We start from the raw sequence: 14,129 nt of genomic DNA, 5'->3' as shown, positions 1-14,129 counted from the left end.
TCTTATCCTTTGATTCCACTGCTTCCAAATCCACCCTCACCCCTTTGGGTTTGAGATAGCTCTTCTACTTCTACAAACCCCACTTGCTCCACCTTTGCAACCACGCCTTGAGCAATCCTATCCCCTACTTCAATGCTAAAATCAGTTTTTGAATGATTGATAAGAATCACACAAATCTCCCCCCTATAATCGCTATCAATCGTCCCAGGGGAGTTAAGAACACTAATGCCATTTTTGAGTGCTAATCCACTTCTTGGACGCACTTGCAACTCATATCCATTTTCTATCTCAAAAGCAAGTCCTGTTTTGACTAGCTCCCATTCTCCTGCTTTGATTGTCTTTCTCTCAATAGAGCAAAAATCAAATCCTGCCGAGCCACTGCTTTGATAAGCAGGGATTTTGGCATCTTGATGAAGTTTTTTGATTTTGATTTGCATTACTTCTCTCCAAACACAATAGGCTTATAGCAAACCTCTAAAATCTCATACTCACTCTCACCACTTGGCAAGGTAATCGTTACTTCATCGCCCTCAGATTTTCCCATAAGACTTCTTGCAATAGGAGAGCCAAAAGAGATAAGTCCCCTGCTTGGATTGCTCTCAATCCCCCCTACGATTGTATAAGAAGATTCTTTGTCATCATCAAGATTGATGATTTTCACCGTGCTTCCAAAGCTCACTTTATCGTGAGAGAGCTGACTTGGATCGATGACTTGTGCGTTTAGGAGCATTTCTCCAAGCTCTGCAATCCTTGCCTCAATAAAAAGCTGTTTGTCTTTTGCTGCGTGATATTCTGCATTTTCTTTCAAATCCCCATAAGAGCGTGCGATATCAATCTCTTTGATAATATTTGGACGCTCCACTTCTTTGAGATTTTTCAACTCATCACATAAAATTTGATAGCCATAGGCTGTCATTGGTTCTTTACTCATTTTTGCCCTTTAAAAAATTTATAACAATCATATCAAAAATTTTACTCTAAAATCTTTTGAGCTAGTCTTTGAGAGCTACCAAAAGCAAGATATTCTCTCAATCTTTGAATTTTTTCAAAAAATTCTTCTCTATTTGTCGCCCAATAAGACTGAAGCAAATTTGTAGCATTGCATTCACCTTGAATAAATTCTTGATGAACGACCCCTCCTCCACAATGGCTTGATAGAATGTTTGCAAGTCCAATATATCGGAGTTTGACAAACATTTTGGCAATCCACAAATCAAGCGTTTTGGCTTTATATCCTAGCACAAAAGGAGTGCCAATAAGGGCAGATTGCAAAGTGGCTGTCCCACTGCAAATGAAAGCAAATTTTGCTTCATAAAGAGCTAAATTTGCATCACTTACAACCTCAAACTCTTCAGGTATCTCTCCATAATACTCTTTGATTTTCTCTTCATCAAATTGATGAGGAATCACCAAAACCTTTCTTTCATTCTCTAGCTCTTTTGCCACTTCACAAAAGAGGGGGAACATTCGCTTGATTTCTTGCTTCCTGCTTCCTGGCATAAAAACGATACTCCCCTCCTCACTCACTTCAGTTTTGAAGTGAGGAATCTCATCAAGCAAAGGGTGTCCGATATACTCTGCCCTTCCTCGATACATTCCTATCTCAAAGGGGAGGATTCCATAGAGTTTATTGCAATATCTCTTCAGTGCTTTCACTCTCCAAGGTTTCCAAGCCCAAACTTGAGGGAGAATATAGTAGATGATTTCTTTGTGGGGGTATTTTTTTCTAATTGCTTTGGCTAAGGGGAGATTAAAGCCTGAAGAATCAAGCAAAAGCACCTTATCAGCCTCTTTTGCCATTTCACACATCTCTTTTAAAATACTTTTGAAAAATCTAATTTTCCTAAAAATATCAATAAAACCCATAATTGAAAAATCTTTGGGGGTATAAATCCCTTTTTGATCCTCAAATTCATAAATCCCTATAAACTCAACCCCCTCCAAATGTTTGCTTAACTCTTTGAGATGAAGATTTGAACTCACCTCTAAGGCACTCACTAAAATCCTCAAAAGTTCCTCCAAAAAGAGAAATGTAAAGCTTATATTTTATCGTGCATTGTGATAAAATCACTAAAAACTCTTAAGTAATGGTGAAAAAATGGAAAAAATTACTCACTTTAGCAGACGCAAAACCAAAACCATATATGTCGGTAATGTCCCAATCGGTGGAGATTCGCCTATTTCTATCCAAAGTATGACTTTCTCAAAAACTTGCGATACTCAAGCCACACTAGAGCAAATCAATCGCTTAGCTTTGGCAGGGTGTGATATCGTAAGGGTGGCAGTGAGTGATGAAAAGGACGCTCACGCCCTCAAAGAACTCAAAGCCCACTCCCCTCTCCCAATCGTCGCAGACATTCACTTCAGATACAAACTCGCCCTCATCGCTTCTGAGAGTGTCGATGCAATTCGCATAAACCCTGGGAATATCGGAAGCAAAGATAGGATAAAAGCCGTAGTTGAAGCGTGTAAGCAAAGAGGGATTCCTATCCGAATCGGCGTTAATGGTGGAAGTCTAGAGAAGCAATTTGAAGAAAAATATGGTGCCACACCTCAAGGAATGGTGCAATCTGCCCTCTACAATATCAAGCTTTTAGAAGACTTTGATTTCACAGATATTAAGGTATCGCTCAAAGCTAGTGATGTGATTCGCACCATAGAAGCCTATAAGCTTTTGGCTCAAAGTGGCATTATCTACCCCTTTCATTTAGGTGTAACTGAAGCAGGGACATTACCTCACTCAATGATAAAAAGCTCAATGGCACTAGGGAATCTTCTCTTGGAGGGGATAGGAGATACAATGAGGGTATCTATCACAGGAGAGCTAGAAGAAGAAGTCAATGTCGCACGCAATATCTTGCGATATAGCGGAAGACTAAAAGAGGGCGTGAGTATCGTGTCTTGTCCGACTTGTGGGAGGATTGAAGCAGATTTGGTGAGTATGGTCAAAGAAGTAGAAAAACGCCTCAAACATATCAAAACTCCAATGCAGGTAAGCGTAATGGGTTGTGCTGTCAATGCACTAGGAGAGGCAAAACACGCCGATATCGCAATCGCATTTGGAAACCACGATGGATTGATTATCAAAGGTGGGAAGATTTTGGGGAAATTTAAAGAAAATGAATTATTGGAGAAATTTGTCTTTGAAGTGCAACAACTTGCCAATGAAATGGGAGAAAATAAATGAATTTTGAGAAAATCAAACAAGCACGATATATCCTAGAGCAAACCTCTCACTCTCTCAAAGTCCAAGCGCTTAACGCAATGGCAGACAATCTTTTATCTTGCAAGGATTCTATCCTCAAAGCCAATGCCCTAGATTTACAGAATGCCACCCATCTAAGTGTGGCAATGAGGGAGCGACTAGCTTTGAATGAGAGTAAAATTGAGCTTATGGCAAAGAGTGTCCAAGAGATTGCCTCACTTCCCAATCCTTTGGGGCAAATCCTTAAGGGATGGCAGAGTGAGAGTGGGCTTAGGATAGAGAAAGTGAGTGTGCCAATTGGAGTGATAGGAGTCATCTATGAATCACGCCCCAATGTAACAAGCGATAGTGCTTCTTTGTGCTTCAAGAGTGGAAATGTCTGTATCCTCAAAGGAGGCAAAGAGGCAAAAGAGAGCAATATGAGTATTGCCAAAATTTTGCAAGATACCCTTAAGAAGTTTTCTCTTCCTAGTGAGTGCATTAGTGTTTTGCAAGATTACTCTAGGGAGAGTGTGCTAGAGTTTATCAAGCAAGACAAATATATTGATTTGCTTATCCCTCGAGGTGGAGAGGGGCTAATCTCTTTTATCTCTCAAAATGCAACAATCCCTACACTCAAGCACGACAAAGGGGTGTGTCATCTCTATATCCACAAAGATTCACTTCTTGAAGAAGCTATAAAAATAGTTATCAATGCCAAAACCCAACGCCCCTCCACTTGCAATTCTATTGAAACTTTGCTTATCCACAAAGACATCGCCCCTAGCCTTTTGCCACTGCTCTACTCTGCCCTCAAAGAGAAAGGCACTCAAATCAAGGCTTCTCAAGGTGTGCAAGAACTTCTTCCTGAGAGGGTGGAGGATTTGGAGAGCGAGGACTTTAGCAAGGAATATGGCGATAATATCCTCAATATAGCCATAGTAGAGGATTTGGAGAGTGCAATAGAGCATATCAACACCTATGGCTCTAAGCACTCTGAGGGCATTCTTACAAGGGATATAAGAAGTGCTGAGAAATTCCTAAATGAGATTGATGCCTCTTGTGTGTATCTCAATGCTTCCACAAGGTTTAGCGATGGAGGGGAATTTGGCTTTGGTGCTGAGATTGGAATCTCTACCAACAAACTCCACGCAAGAGGGCCTGTGGGGCTAGAGGGATTGGTAACTTACAAATACAAAATCTATGGGGATTGGCAAGTGAGGGGGTAGTGAAGCTTTCTTGCAAATACTGTTTTGTTGATATTTTTATCATTTTTTTGGAGAAAAATCAGTGGATTTCTCAAAGCAATCAAACCAAAAGCTTGGATTGTAGGGGCGAGGAAAGTTGAGTTTGGTGAAAGAATCAATCCTCAAACTTTGAGTGAAGTGAGAGGAGAAATCTCATTTTTGGGTTTGTAGGAAATTAACACTATAAGACATTTTTGCATTGCAATCTAATTTTTTGTCGATCAATTTCTTTTACATCGTCAGGAATTTGAAAATAAACACTAATCTGATTCCAATCACAATCTCTTATAGTGATGATTTCATTAAGATAAGAGCTACACCATACATTACCAATCTTAGAGATATGCCATTCATTGTCAAGCTTATTGCATGCAATTTCATGATAAACAATATCTTTTTCAAAACCAATAAAATTTCTCCCCAATCTCTTTGCAGCTAACGCCGTTGTACCTGTACCCATAAAGGGATCTAGAACAATATCTCCCTCATTTGTACTCATCAGAATTATTCTTTCCAATAAATGAATAGGAAGTTGACATGGATGCTCGTCTCTATTTTTTGAATGACGAATTCGATGAATGTCTGTCCACACATCTGAGCACAATGGGCCATATGGATGTAAAAGGTGTTTTTTTCCTCCATAATCCTTAATTAATCTTCCATTCCGATCTCTTTTATGTGGATATCGAATCTCATTAAAACGTTTACAATCTTTATTTTTTGAATAAAATAAAATACCATAATGAGCAGGTTGCAGTGTTTTTCCCATTGGTGCAGTCATTGCTTCCCAGCTAATCCAATGTCTAAAATACATACTTTTATTAAGAAAACTAGAATAACAAGTTAGCCATCTTGGAATATTATGTAAAAATAAAAAACCATCATGCTTTAAAATACGCACACATTCCCGAATCCATTCTTGGCACCATTCTAGATACTCTTCTTCTCTCAAATTATCTATATGAGAATTATATTTTTTTTTTAGATTAAATGGGGGATCGGCAAAAACACAATCAACAGATTCGCTTGGAATTTTTTTAAATAATTCAAGACAGTCGCCTTGTAAAATTTGATTGATAGGCAAATCTTTATTCATAAAACTATTTGAGTCCAAAAATATCTTTCAATTCTCTTTCAAATCTGAGAAGTTCATCCCTATGAAATGTAAATACATCATCAAAAGCACTACATATTCTTGCCATATCTTTTTTTCTCACATACCAACCAATTCCATCGACAAAGCCAAAAAATCTAGTTTGTTTATAATATTTTTTTATTAGTTCAGAAACACTTATTTCTGTCTTAGCTTTATCTCCCATCCCAGAACTTGTTGTACTAAGATATGAAGATTCAATAATAAGTATAGGATTGTCCTTGTTTGGAATAATAAAATCCATAGTGCGTTTACGATTTGGTTCTCTTTCTGCCAAAATTGGTAAATCTCCTTTTTCATAACTCAAATTAAGGGCAAGCAATATTTTTTCAATTACCTTCTCTGGATTATTTTCAGATTCTGCAGCATAGCTTCCTTTTTGTCGATATCTAATTAAAGTATCATACATAGCCGATACATCAAAATTAATTTTTGCAATACTTAGTTTATTTAATTCAAACAATGGAAGAGTATTGGCCAAAAATAAATTGGATGAACCATAAAAAAATAAATTGATAATGCCCATAGCAAACCAACCATTCTCTCTGATTGTTCTCTTTATTTTTTCATCACTCCATTCTTTTATATCCTCATCATCTTTTGACTTTTCCCATTCATTTAAATATAAAAGCTTAGATAACTCTTCATCTCTCACAGCTCTTGCGAGCGTAATAATACGTTTTAAATTTTCTTTGGCCAAACCATTGAGAACAAGCAGAGCTTCAAGTCCTAGTTCATTTTTCACAATAAAACTCACAAACACCTCCTCCCTGCTTCCATCGTTGGCGATATTGTTCTTAAGATTGTAAATTAATGTTTTTAGGACTTGTATTGTATGTGCCTCATATTTTTCCTCAAAAACAGGATTCGAAAAAAAGAAAGAATTCTTCTCTATAACCGTTTTGTATCTTTTATCCATTCTCCTACTCCCACTCAATCGTGCCTGGGGGTTTGCTTGTGATGTCATACACTACGCGATTGATTCCCTCCACTTCATTGATAATGCGATTAGAAATCCTCTCTAGCAAGTCGTGAGGGAGATGAGCAAAAGTCGCTGTCATTCCATCTAGTGCTTCCACTGCTCTTACACAGATTGTATTATCATAGGTGCGATTATCTCCCATCACACCCACACTCTTGACATTGAGAAGCACACAAAACGCCTGCCATACCTTGTCATAATACCCACTAGAGTGAAGCTCTTGAAGGAAGATTCGATCAGCCCTTCTAAGAAGCTCCAAATCCTCTTCATTGACTTCCCCCATAATCCTTATAGCAAGTCCTGGCCCTGGGAAAGGGTGTCGCATTAGCATAGATTCAGGCATTCCAAGCTCTCTTCCTAATGCCCTCACTTCATCTTTGAATAGCTCTCTGAGTGGCTCAATGAGTTCAAACTTCATCCAATCAGGCAATCCCCCTACATTGTGATGAGATTTGATCGTCTTACTTGGTCCTTTGACACTCACAGATTCAATCACATCAGGATAGAGCGTGCCTTGAGCTAGGAATTTTATCTCTCCATTGGCATTGTGCTTTTTGGCTTCAGCTTCAAACACCTCAATAAATGTCTCTCCGATGATTTTTCGCTTCACTTCAGGATCTCTCACACCCTTTAGCTTACCTAAGAAAATCTCCCTAGCATCCACGGTGATGAGTGGCACGCCTAGATTCTCTCTAAACATTGCCTCTACTGCCTCTCTCTCATCAGCCCTCAAAAGTCCGTGATCGACAAAGACAGGAATCACCCTCTCTCCAATAGCACGATAGAGCAATGTCGCCACCACAGAGCTATCCACTCCCCCACTCACAGCACAAAGCACCTTGCCATCTTTGGCAATCTCACGAAGTTTGGCAATCTCACTCTCAGCAAAATTGTGCATATTCCAACTTGTCTTTGCTCCACAGATATTCACTGCAAAATTTTTGAGCATTTCTCCCCCACACTCGCTATGCACGACTTCTGGGTGGTATTGAATCGCATAAATCTTTCTCTCAAAATCAGCAATTGCACAATAATGTGTATTGCCACTTTTGGCTAGTTCTACAAAGCCCTCAGGGATTTTCTCTACCTTATCAGCGTGGCTCATCCACACAATGCTTTTATTTTTTATCCCCTCTAGCACCCCTTTGGCTTGGATAATCTCAAGTTCTGCCTTTCCAAACTCCTGCTCCTCAGCCCTCACTACACTCCCCCCAAAAAAATCAGCAATATATTGCATTCCATAGCAGATTCCAAGCACTGGCACACCTAGAGCAAACACGCCACTATCGGGCTTGTATGCCCCCTCTTCATACACACTTGCAGGCCCACCACTAAGGATAATCCCCTTAGGAGCTCTAGCTTTGATATCCTCTAGCTTTTCAAAATAAGGCACAATCTCTGTATAAACCCCATATTCTCGCAATCTTCTAGCGATAAGCTGAGTGTATTGACTCCCAAAATCTAGCACCAAAATTTCAACTTGATTCATTTCACACCTTTTAAAAATAATTACTCAAATTATAGGGGAATCTTTGGAGTTTTCCCTACTTATTTTTCTCCAAATACTCCTCATAGCTCCCCCTAAAGTCAATCACCTCTGCCCCATTCTCTCCAAACTTTAGCTCAATGATTCGATTAGCATACGCATCGATAAGCTCCCTATCGTGGCTTACACAAATCACATTGCCATTAAATTTATACAACGCCTCACCCAAAGCGATAATGCTCTCAAGATCAAGGTGATTGGTAGGCTCATCAAGGACTAAAAAGTTTCCACCCTCAAGCATTAGTTTGCTTAATACCATTCTATGCTTCTCTCCTCCACTTAGAGCATTGATACTTTTCTCTTGCTCCTCTCCACTAAAGAGCATTCTTCCTAGATTAGATCGAATCTCATTGCTATCGGCTTTTTTATCAAAGCTTCTTAGCCACTCATAAAGCGTTTCTTCCCCTTTAATCTCCTCACTTACATTTTGAGGGAAGTATCCTCTTTGGGTTGTCGCACCCCATTTCACGCTTCCACTATCAGGCTTAAGCTCTTCAACTAGGATTTTACACAATGTGCTTTTTCCCACACCATTTGCACCAATGAGTGCAATCTTATCCCCTGGCAGGATTTTCAAGCTGACATTATTTAGCACTTTTTTATCCCCATAAGAGTGGCTAATCCCCTCGCACTCCAAAGCCTCATTTCCAATGGTTCTCTTAGGTTTAAAAACAATGCTTGGATCTCTTCTTGAGCTCACGGCTAGGGCTTGAATGTCAAGTTTTTCAAGTTGCTTTTGGCGTGAAGTGGCTTGTTTGGCTTTACTTGCATTGGCTGAAAATCTAGCGATGAAGTTTTCTAACTCTTCTTTTTCTTTGAGCTTTTTGTTTCGCTCTGCTTCTTGTTGTTTGGCGATAAGGGTGGAGGCAATATACCAATCATCATAATTTCCACTAAACTCTCTCACCCCTCCAAAATCCACATCTAAAATATGGGTGCAAACCTCATTGAGGAAGTGTCTATCGTGGCTGATGACCACCATTGTCCCCTCGTGTCGCTTAAGATTCTCTTCTAGCCAAGAAATTGAAGCCAAATCAAGGTTGTTTGTAGGCTCATCAAGGAAGAGAATATCAGGTTTGGGGAAAAGCACTTGAGCAAGCAAAATTTTAAACTTATCTCCCCCTGTGAGTGTGCTCATCAGCTCATCGTGTTGAGAGCTTGGGAATCCCAAATCTTGCAAAATCTTCTCAATCACCACATCATACTCATACATCGGATCTTCTTCAGCACAGATGATTTCAAGCTCTCCTAGTCTTTCATTGACTTTTTCATCGCTCAAATCCCCCTCCATATAGAGCTTCTCTTTTTCTTTGACTGCCTCATAAAGTCGCTTATTTCCGATAAGCACAGCGTCTTTGAGGCTCAAGTCTTCAAATGCATATTGATTTTGCCCTAGCACTCCAAGACGAGCATTTGGATTGATGACAACCTCTCCGCTACTTGCCTCATACTCTCCACTAAGGATTTTTAGCAATGTGGATTTTCCTGCACCATTTGCACCAATAAGTCCATATCTTTTGCCACTATCAAGCTTGATATTGACATTTTCAAAGAGTTTTTTTGTCGCATAACGCATTGTGAGATTGATCGTTTGTAACATTTCTAGTCCTTAAGGGAAGTTTCTAAGGGGAGATTATAGATTATTTTAGAGATTATTTCAATCTCAAATCCCCCATTCTTTTTGATTCTCTCCCTCTAAATCACTTTGGCATTTTTCTTGATTAGCTCGTGATAAAAATAATTGACTATGATAGGCTTAGAGCGTGGGGTGAGGGTATCATCATTATAGACATACTCTAGCCCCTTGCTCTCTGCAAATGCTTTGAGTTTTGAATCTAACCACTGCCAATAGTTTTTCTTGCCTTGAGTGTAAATCTCTTGATAGAGGGGGAGGAGTTTGGGGTATTTAGTGCGGATATACTCCATAATCACAGGTTTATAGCTTCCTCTAAGATTGAGGTTTTCAAGCCAAATAAAATGACAATAGCTCTGAGCTTCATTGATAATCGCCTCTATATCAGTGATTTGTGGGAAGATAGGAGAGATGAAACAAGTTGTGGTAATTCCTTCATTATAGAGTATCCTCATCGCTTCAAGTCGCCTTTTTATCGGCACTGCTCTATCCATATCTCTTCTAAAGTTCTCATCTAAAGTATTGATTGAGAAAGACACTCTAGGATTTTTAAAACTTTTTATCAACTCCAAATCTCTAAGTATCAAGTCTGACTTTGTAGCAATGCTAAGCTTTATCCCACTATCTTTAAGCTCTTCAAGAAGTGCTTTTGTGCGTTGATATGTCCTCTCTTGGGGATTGTAAGGATCAGTTACTGAGCCGATGAAAAGCTCTTTGTTGGCATATTTTTGAGTGTTTTTCAAAGGTTGCCAATACTTCACATCTAAAAACTCTCCCCACACTTCAGGGTGATTGCTAAATCTTTTCATAAAACACGCATAGCAATACTTACACGCAAAAGTGCAACCTGTATAAGGGTTTGCTGAGTAATCCCCTATAGGAAGATTAGTTTTAGAAAGTATGCTTTTGGTTTGGATTTCTTGAATTTTGAGCATTACTTAATATCAGTATTTGGGAGTTTTTTTAGTCGGATTTTGGGATATTTGAGCAAAACTTCTTCTTTCACACCAAACTCCATTCTAAACCCAATCCCTGCCATTACTTCAAGATTGAGAGTGCTAAAATCTGCATAAGTATAAAACGCCCCACCCTCAAAGAGATTGACATCATAGTGGATTGAAAGCCTTAAATCATAGCTTCCTTTGGGCTTTGCCACCTCTAGCCCTCCACTGTGAAGCTCACTTGTTACCCTTCCCCCTGCATAATTTTCATATAAAGAATCAATGTCAATTCTAATATCTTGTTTGCCTATTTGTTTGCCGATAGAAAATCTTCCAAGAAGCGAGAAAGGGATAGCAGGATTCATAATTTGAGTGAGGTTTGAGAGAGTGATTTTACTATCAAATAATACCCCTGTACCAAAATTAAATGACGCTCTTAGATAATACTCTTGTGGGAGAAAAAAAGTCTTCCCTCCTCCCATATCAAAAAGCCACATTGTGTTATTAAACTTTTGAGAATCAAGCTCCAAGAAGATTTGAGCCATTTTGACTGAGAGATTGGCAAACCACCCACTCTCTGCCACCCACATTGCATATCCCCCTACCCCATAGCCATAGCCTGAGAGATTGTAATCTCCATAAGAGGGTGAGGTAATATCAGCATTGATATCACCCCCTACAAAAAGAGATGAGCCATCAAATAAAAGCTCTTTATCAGCCCCTATTTGAGGCAAGATTGCTGTATAGTTGCTCCCATCTCCGATAAAGGTTTGCTTCACGCCAAGATGAGTTAGCCCCCAAACCCTCCAGCTTGAGAGTGATTGGAAATGCATTTGCTCAATATGTTTTCTCTGAAGCATTTGCTCCAAACTCATAATCTTGAGTTGCAAAAACAATGGGGAGCGTTCAGCCCACACAACCCCCAAAAATAAAAGAAAAAAGAGGGAGAGCTTTCTCATTGCAAACTCTCATCTTGCCAATTAAGATCATTGGCTTTCTTCAAAGATTGCTGTAAGATTTTTCCAAAGCTAAATCTAAAGCCTAAACTTGCCTTATATACAATGTTTAAATCTCCAAAAAAACTGCTCTCACTTCTAAAAAAGAATCTGAAGTTTTTGTTATAGACAAAATCTGATTCCAAAAATAGTCCCAATCTCATATCACTTTTGGCAGACAATCCTTGAGAGCTTGTCCCATCGCCTATTGCGATATTCCCTCCGATACGATTATCATAGCCAAAAGAGATTCCCCCCTTAATATCTCCTAGATATTTGGAGTTAAACTCTTTTCCAAATGCCACTCTCAAATCAAGTGCAAAAGGAATCTGATGAGCCATTCTCCCACTCACTCCACTTGGGAGATAGAAGACTTGTCTAGGCAAATATCCTGTATAAATCTGCAAACTTGGTTCCCAAAAAATAAAGCTTTGCGAGATTGAAAACATCAATGCAAAACGCTGTCCTATATCTGCTCCAAGTAAGAAATTGTGAGAGTTTAGGCTTTGAATTTTTGAAGCAATAGGCGAGTTTTGAAAAGTGTATTCTCCTGCGTTATAAAAGTATTTGGCATACACATCAAAAAAGAGCTGACTATCTCCAAGATAGGAGAGATAAGCAGTGGTTGAGTAGCTCTCTTGAGTGTTTTGATAAAGTCTTGTTCTCTCATCTGCGACTATGGCATTAAAACTCCCACCCAAAAACACCTTCCCTCCAATCACATCAAAAGAGGTATCAAGCCCCAAAATCAAGTCATTATAGCTCTCTTTGACTTTGAGGATATGATCTGTGCTTTGATGAGAGAGGAATCCAAAGCTTTCATTTACCCACAAACCATTGGGAAGTTGCAAACCTCTCAGCTCCCCTACTCGTGAGAAAAGCGTGGTGGAGTGGATTTTGTAAATGTTATATTGAGATTGCAAGATTGTATAAAGAGTCTGTGCATAATCGCTAGAAATCTCTGCATAACAAAAGGAAAAGAATATTAAACTTAGAAATCCTCTCTTAAACAACAAAAACCTTCTCTCTACTCAAATTAAAGTTATATAATTCTAGCTAATTTTGTTCCAAAGGAATGAAATTGCCAATTTATTATATAAGGATCAATGATGACATATCGTTCAAAACGCTATATTACCTATCTAATCATCACTTTTTGTGTCGTGTTGCTTCCATTTATCCAAATCAATGGAAATCAACTTTTTTTGCTCTCTTTTGATAGAAAAGAGTTTCACTTGCTTGGAGCAGTTTTCAATATCCAAGAGCTTTTTGTCTTGCCTTTTTTATTGATTTTGCTCTTTGTGGGTGTGTTTTTTGCCACAAACCTTTTGGGGCGTGTGTGGTGTGGTTGGGGTTGTCCTCAGACAATCTTTAGAGTGATTTATCGTGATTTGATTGAGGGGAAAATCTTTGGACTTACACAAATTAGCAATAAGCAAAAAGCTCCTGATTTAAGCACTCCAATCAATAAGCTCAAAAAACTTTGCTCTATTGTCCTCATCTCTCTTTGCACCTTTAGTGCTAGTGCTGTTTTGCTTTTCTATTTTGTGCCTCCTTATGATTTTTTCTCTTACCTCTCTCACCCCAAAGATCATTTGGTTTTGCTAGGGTTTTGGCTAAGTATCGGAACATTTTTCACACTTGATATCACTCTTTTAAAAGAGAATTTTTGTATCTATGTTTGCCCATATTCTAGGGTGCAAAGTGTGCTTTATGATAATGACACACAAACTGTGATTTATGATCAGAGAAGAGGTGGAGCGATTTATCAAGACAATGGGGAGAAGTTTCATCAATCCTTGAGACTTAGAGATCCTCAAGGTGAGTGTATTGAGTGCCAAAAATGTGTCAAGGTTTGCCCCACTCATATTGATATTCGTGCAGGTATGCAACTTGAATGTATCAACTGCCTAGAGTGTGTTGATGCTTGTAGTAAGGTTATGGGAGAGAGAAGTTTGCCTACACTTGTAAATTGGAGTAGCAACAACGCCCTTCAGACTCACTCAAAAGTGCGTTATATCCGCCCCAAAACGATTGGGTATATGCTGATTTTGGCTCTCTCTATTATCCTAGCTACCTTTATGGGGAGCAAAAAAGATGATGTGCTTTTAAATATCACTCGCCCTACTTCACTCTACACAATCCACAAAAATGGAAAAGTCAGCAATGAATATGTATTGTTTATTGAGAATGCCACACCAAAGGATCAAAATTTTTCCCTCTCAGTGTTGCAAAATCAAGATATAAAAATCCTGCGACCTGAAGGCGAGTTTTCTATCAATGCCAAAGAAAAGAAACGAGTGATTTTGGTGCTAGAGTATGACAAAAAGCTTGAAGTCAAAGATCACGATAAATCTATCCCTTTCACACTCAAACTCTACTCAACCCAAGACCCTAACCTCTCTATCCAAAAAGAAAGCGTCTTTATCTATCCACATAAACACTAAA

13 protein-coding genes are annotated in these 14,129 nt (G+C 38.9%); 3 read left to right on the top strand and 10 right to left on the bottom strand.

The genetic code is table 11. The features are described 5' to 3' along the window. Window positions 1-2: 2 nt before the first annotated feature. The 3 genes from dut to lpxB are packed head-to-tail and all read right to left on the bottom strand — an operon-like array spanning window position 3 to window position 2,010. Complete coding sequence (dut, locus tag CQA58_RS01010) at window positions 3-437, bottom strand: dUTP diphosphatase (protein WP_115568845.1); 435 nt, start codon at window positions 435-437, stop codon at window positions 3-5. Then, on the bottom strand, window positions 437-931 hold the full coding sequence (gene greA / locus CQA58_RS01005) for a transcription elongation factor GreA (protein WP_115568844.1): 495 nt from the start codon (window positions 929-931) through the stop codon (window positions 437-439). The genes dut and greA overlap by 1 nt, the downstream gene beginning before the upstream one ends. A 41-nt stretch (window positions 932-972) precedes the next feature. Then, window positions 973-2,010 (bottom strand): lipid-A-disaccharide synthase, encoded by a 1,038-nt coding sequence (gene lpxB, locus CQA58_RS01000; RefSeq protein WP_115568843.1) that lies wholly within the window; start codon window positions 2,008-2,010, stop codon window positions 973-975. Between the two features lie 88 nt (window positions 2,011-2,098). Between lpxB and ispG the strand changes: the two genes are divergently transcribed. Both ispG and CQA58_RS00990 read left to right on the top strand, forming a co-directional pair. Beyond that, a complete protein-coding gene (gene ispG, locus CQA58_RS00995) occupies window positions 2,099-3,187 on the top strand; it encodes a flavodoxin-dependent (E)-4-hydroxy-3-methylbut-2-enyl-diphosphate synthase (protein ID WP_115568842.1) in 1,089 nt (362 codons plus the stop codon). After that, window positions 3,184-4,413 carry a glutamate-5-semialdehyde dehydrogenase gene (locus CQA58_RS00990; RefSeq protein ID WP_115568841.1) on the top strand — a complete coding sequence of 410 codons (1,230 nt, stop codon included), beginning with the start codon at window positions 3,184-3,186 and terminating at the stop codon, window positions 4,411-4,413. The genes ispG and CQA58_RS00990 overlap by 4 nt, the downstream gene beginning before the upstream one ends. Window positions 4,414-4,612: 199 nt before the next feature. Here CQA58_RS00990 and CQA58_RS00985 read toward each other — a convergent pair whose 3' ends face one another. The 7 genes from CQA58_RS00985 to CQA58_RS00955 all read right to left on the bottom strand — a co-directional run bounded on the left by CQA58_RS00985 (window position 4,613) and on the right by CQA58_RS00955 (window position 12,694). Beyond that, window positions 4,613-5,527, bottom strand: coding sequence for a DNA-methyltransferase (locus tag CQA58_RS00985; protein WP_115568840.1), 915 nt, complete (start codon window positions 5,525-5,527; stop codon window positions 4,613-4,615). Between the two features lie 4 nt (window positions 5,528-5,531). Beyond that, window positions 5,532-6,503: a DpnII family type II restriction endonuclease gene (locus CQA58_RS00980; protein ID WP_115568839.1), complete on the bottom strand. Its 972-nt coding sequence runs from the start codon at window positions 6,501-6,503 to the stop codon at window positions 5,532-5,534. A 4-nt stretch (window positions 6,504-6,507) separates the two neighbouring features. Beyond that, complete coding sequence (guaA, locus tag CQA58_RS00975) at window positions 6,508-8,055, bottom strand: glutamine-hydrolyzing GMP synthase (protein ID WP_115568838.1); 1,548 nt, start codon at window positions 8,053-8,055, stop codon at window positions 6,508-6,510. Between the two features lie 55 nt (window positions 8,056-8,110). Continuing rightward, the gene (locus tag CQA58_RS00970) at window positions 8,111-9,712 is read right to left on the bottom strand and encodes an ABC-F family ATP-binding cassette domain-containing protein (RefSeq protein WP_115568837.1); all 1,602 of its coding nucleotides are present in this window, start codon (window positions 9,710-9,712) and stop codon (window positions 8,111-8,113) included. Between the two features lie 95 nt (window positions 9,713-9,807). Further along, entirely contained in the window at window positions 9,808-10,680 is an 873-nt protein-coding gene (locus tag CQA58_RS00965) for a radical SAM protein (RefSeq protein WP_115568836.1), read from the bottom strand. Next, window positions 10,680-11,645, bottom strand: a complete 966-nt coding sequence (locus CQA58_RS00960; protein ID WP_115568835.1) for a hypothetical protein — start codon at window positions 11,643-11,645, stop codon at window positions 10,680-10,682. Before CQA58_RS00960 ends, CQA58_RS00965 begins: the two co-directional genes overlap by 1 nt. After that, window positions 11,642-12,694, bottom strand: coding sequence for an autotransporter outer membrane beta-barrel domain-containing protein (locus CQA58_RS00955; RefSeq protein ID WP_170126706.1), 1,053 nt, complete (start codon window positions 12,692-12,694; stop codon window positions 11,642-11,644). The genes CQA58_RS00960 and CQA58_RS00955 overlap by 4 nt, the downstream gene beginning before the upstream one ends. Window positions 12,695-12,790: 96 nt before the next feature. Between CQA58_RS00955 and ccoG the strand changes: the two genes are divergently transcribed. Continuing rightward, window positions 12,791-14,128, top strand: a complete 1,338-nt coding sequence (gene ccoG, locus CQA58_RS00950) for a cytochrome c oxidase accessory protein CcoG (RefSeq protein WP_245942727.1) — start codon at window positions 12,791-12,793, stop codon at window positions 14,126-14,128. Window position 14,129: the final 1 nt, after the last annotated feature.

Origin of the sequence: Helicobacter brantae (assembly GCF_003364205.1) — a bacterium.
Lineage (GTDB): Bacteria > Campylobacterota > Campylobacteria > Campylobacterales > Helicobacteraceae > Helicobacter_G > Helicobacter_G brantae.
Note: the sequence above shows the minus strand (reverse complement) of the source record. Positions and strands in the feature narration are given on the sequence as shown.

Excerpts from the sequence above, each read along its gene's own strand:
- dut (WP_115568845.1), bottom strand. The coding sequence starts at position 437 with ATGCAAATCAAAATCAAAAAACTTCATCAAGATGCCAAAATCCCTGCT.
- greA (WP_115568844.1), bottom strand. The coding sequence starts at position 931 with ATGAGTAAAGAACCAATGACAGCCTATGGCTATCAAATTTTATGTGAT.
- ispG (WP_115568842.1), top strand. The coding sequence starts at position 2,099 with ATGGAAAAAATTACTCACTTTAGCAGACGCAAAACCAAAACCATATAT.
- CQA58_RS00990 (WP_115568841.1), top strand. The coding sequence starts at position 3,184 with ATGAATTTTGAGAAAATCAAACAAGCACGATATATCCTAGAGCAAACC.
- CQA58_RS00985 (WP_115568840.1), bottom strand. The coding sequence starts at position 5,527 with ATGAATAAAGATTTGCCTATCAATCAAATTTTACAAGGCGACTGTCTT.
- CQA58_RS00980 (WP_115568839.1), bottom strand. The coding sequence starts at position 6,503 with ATGGATAAAAGATACAAAACGGTTATAGAGAAGAATTCTTTCTTTTTT.
- guaA (WP_115568838.1), bottom strand. The coding sequence starts at position 8,055 with ATGAATCAAGTTGAAATTTTGGTGCTAGATTTTGGGAGTCAATACACT.
- CQA58_RS00970 (WP_115568837.1), bottom strand. The coding sequence starts at position 9,712 with ATGTTACAAACGATCAATCTCACAATGCGTTATGCGACAAAAAAACTC.
- CQA58_RS00965 (WP_115568836.1), bottom strand. The coding sequence starts at position 10,680 with ATGCTCAAAATTCAAGAAATCCAAACCAAAAGCATACTTTCTAAAACT.
- CQA58_RS00960 (WP_115568835.1), bottom strand. The coding sequence starts at position 11,645 with ATGAGAAAGCTCTCCCTCTTTTTTCTTTTATTTTTGGGGGTTGTGTGG.
- ccoG (WP_245942727.1), top strand. The coding sequence starts at position 12,791 with ATGACATATCGTTCAAAACGCTATATTACCTATCTAATCATCACTTTT.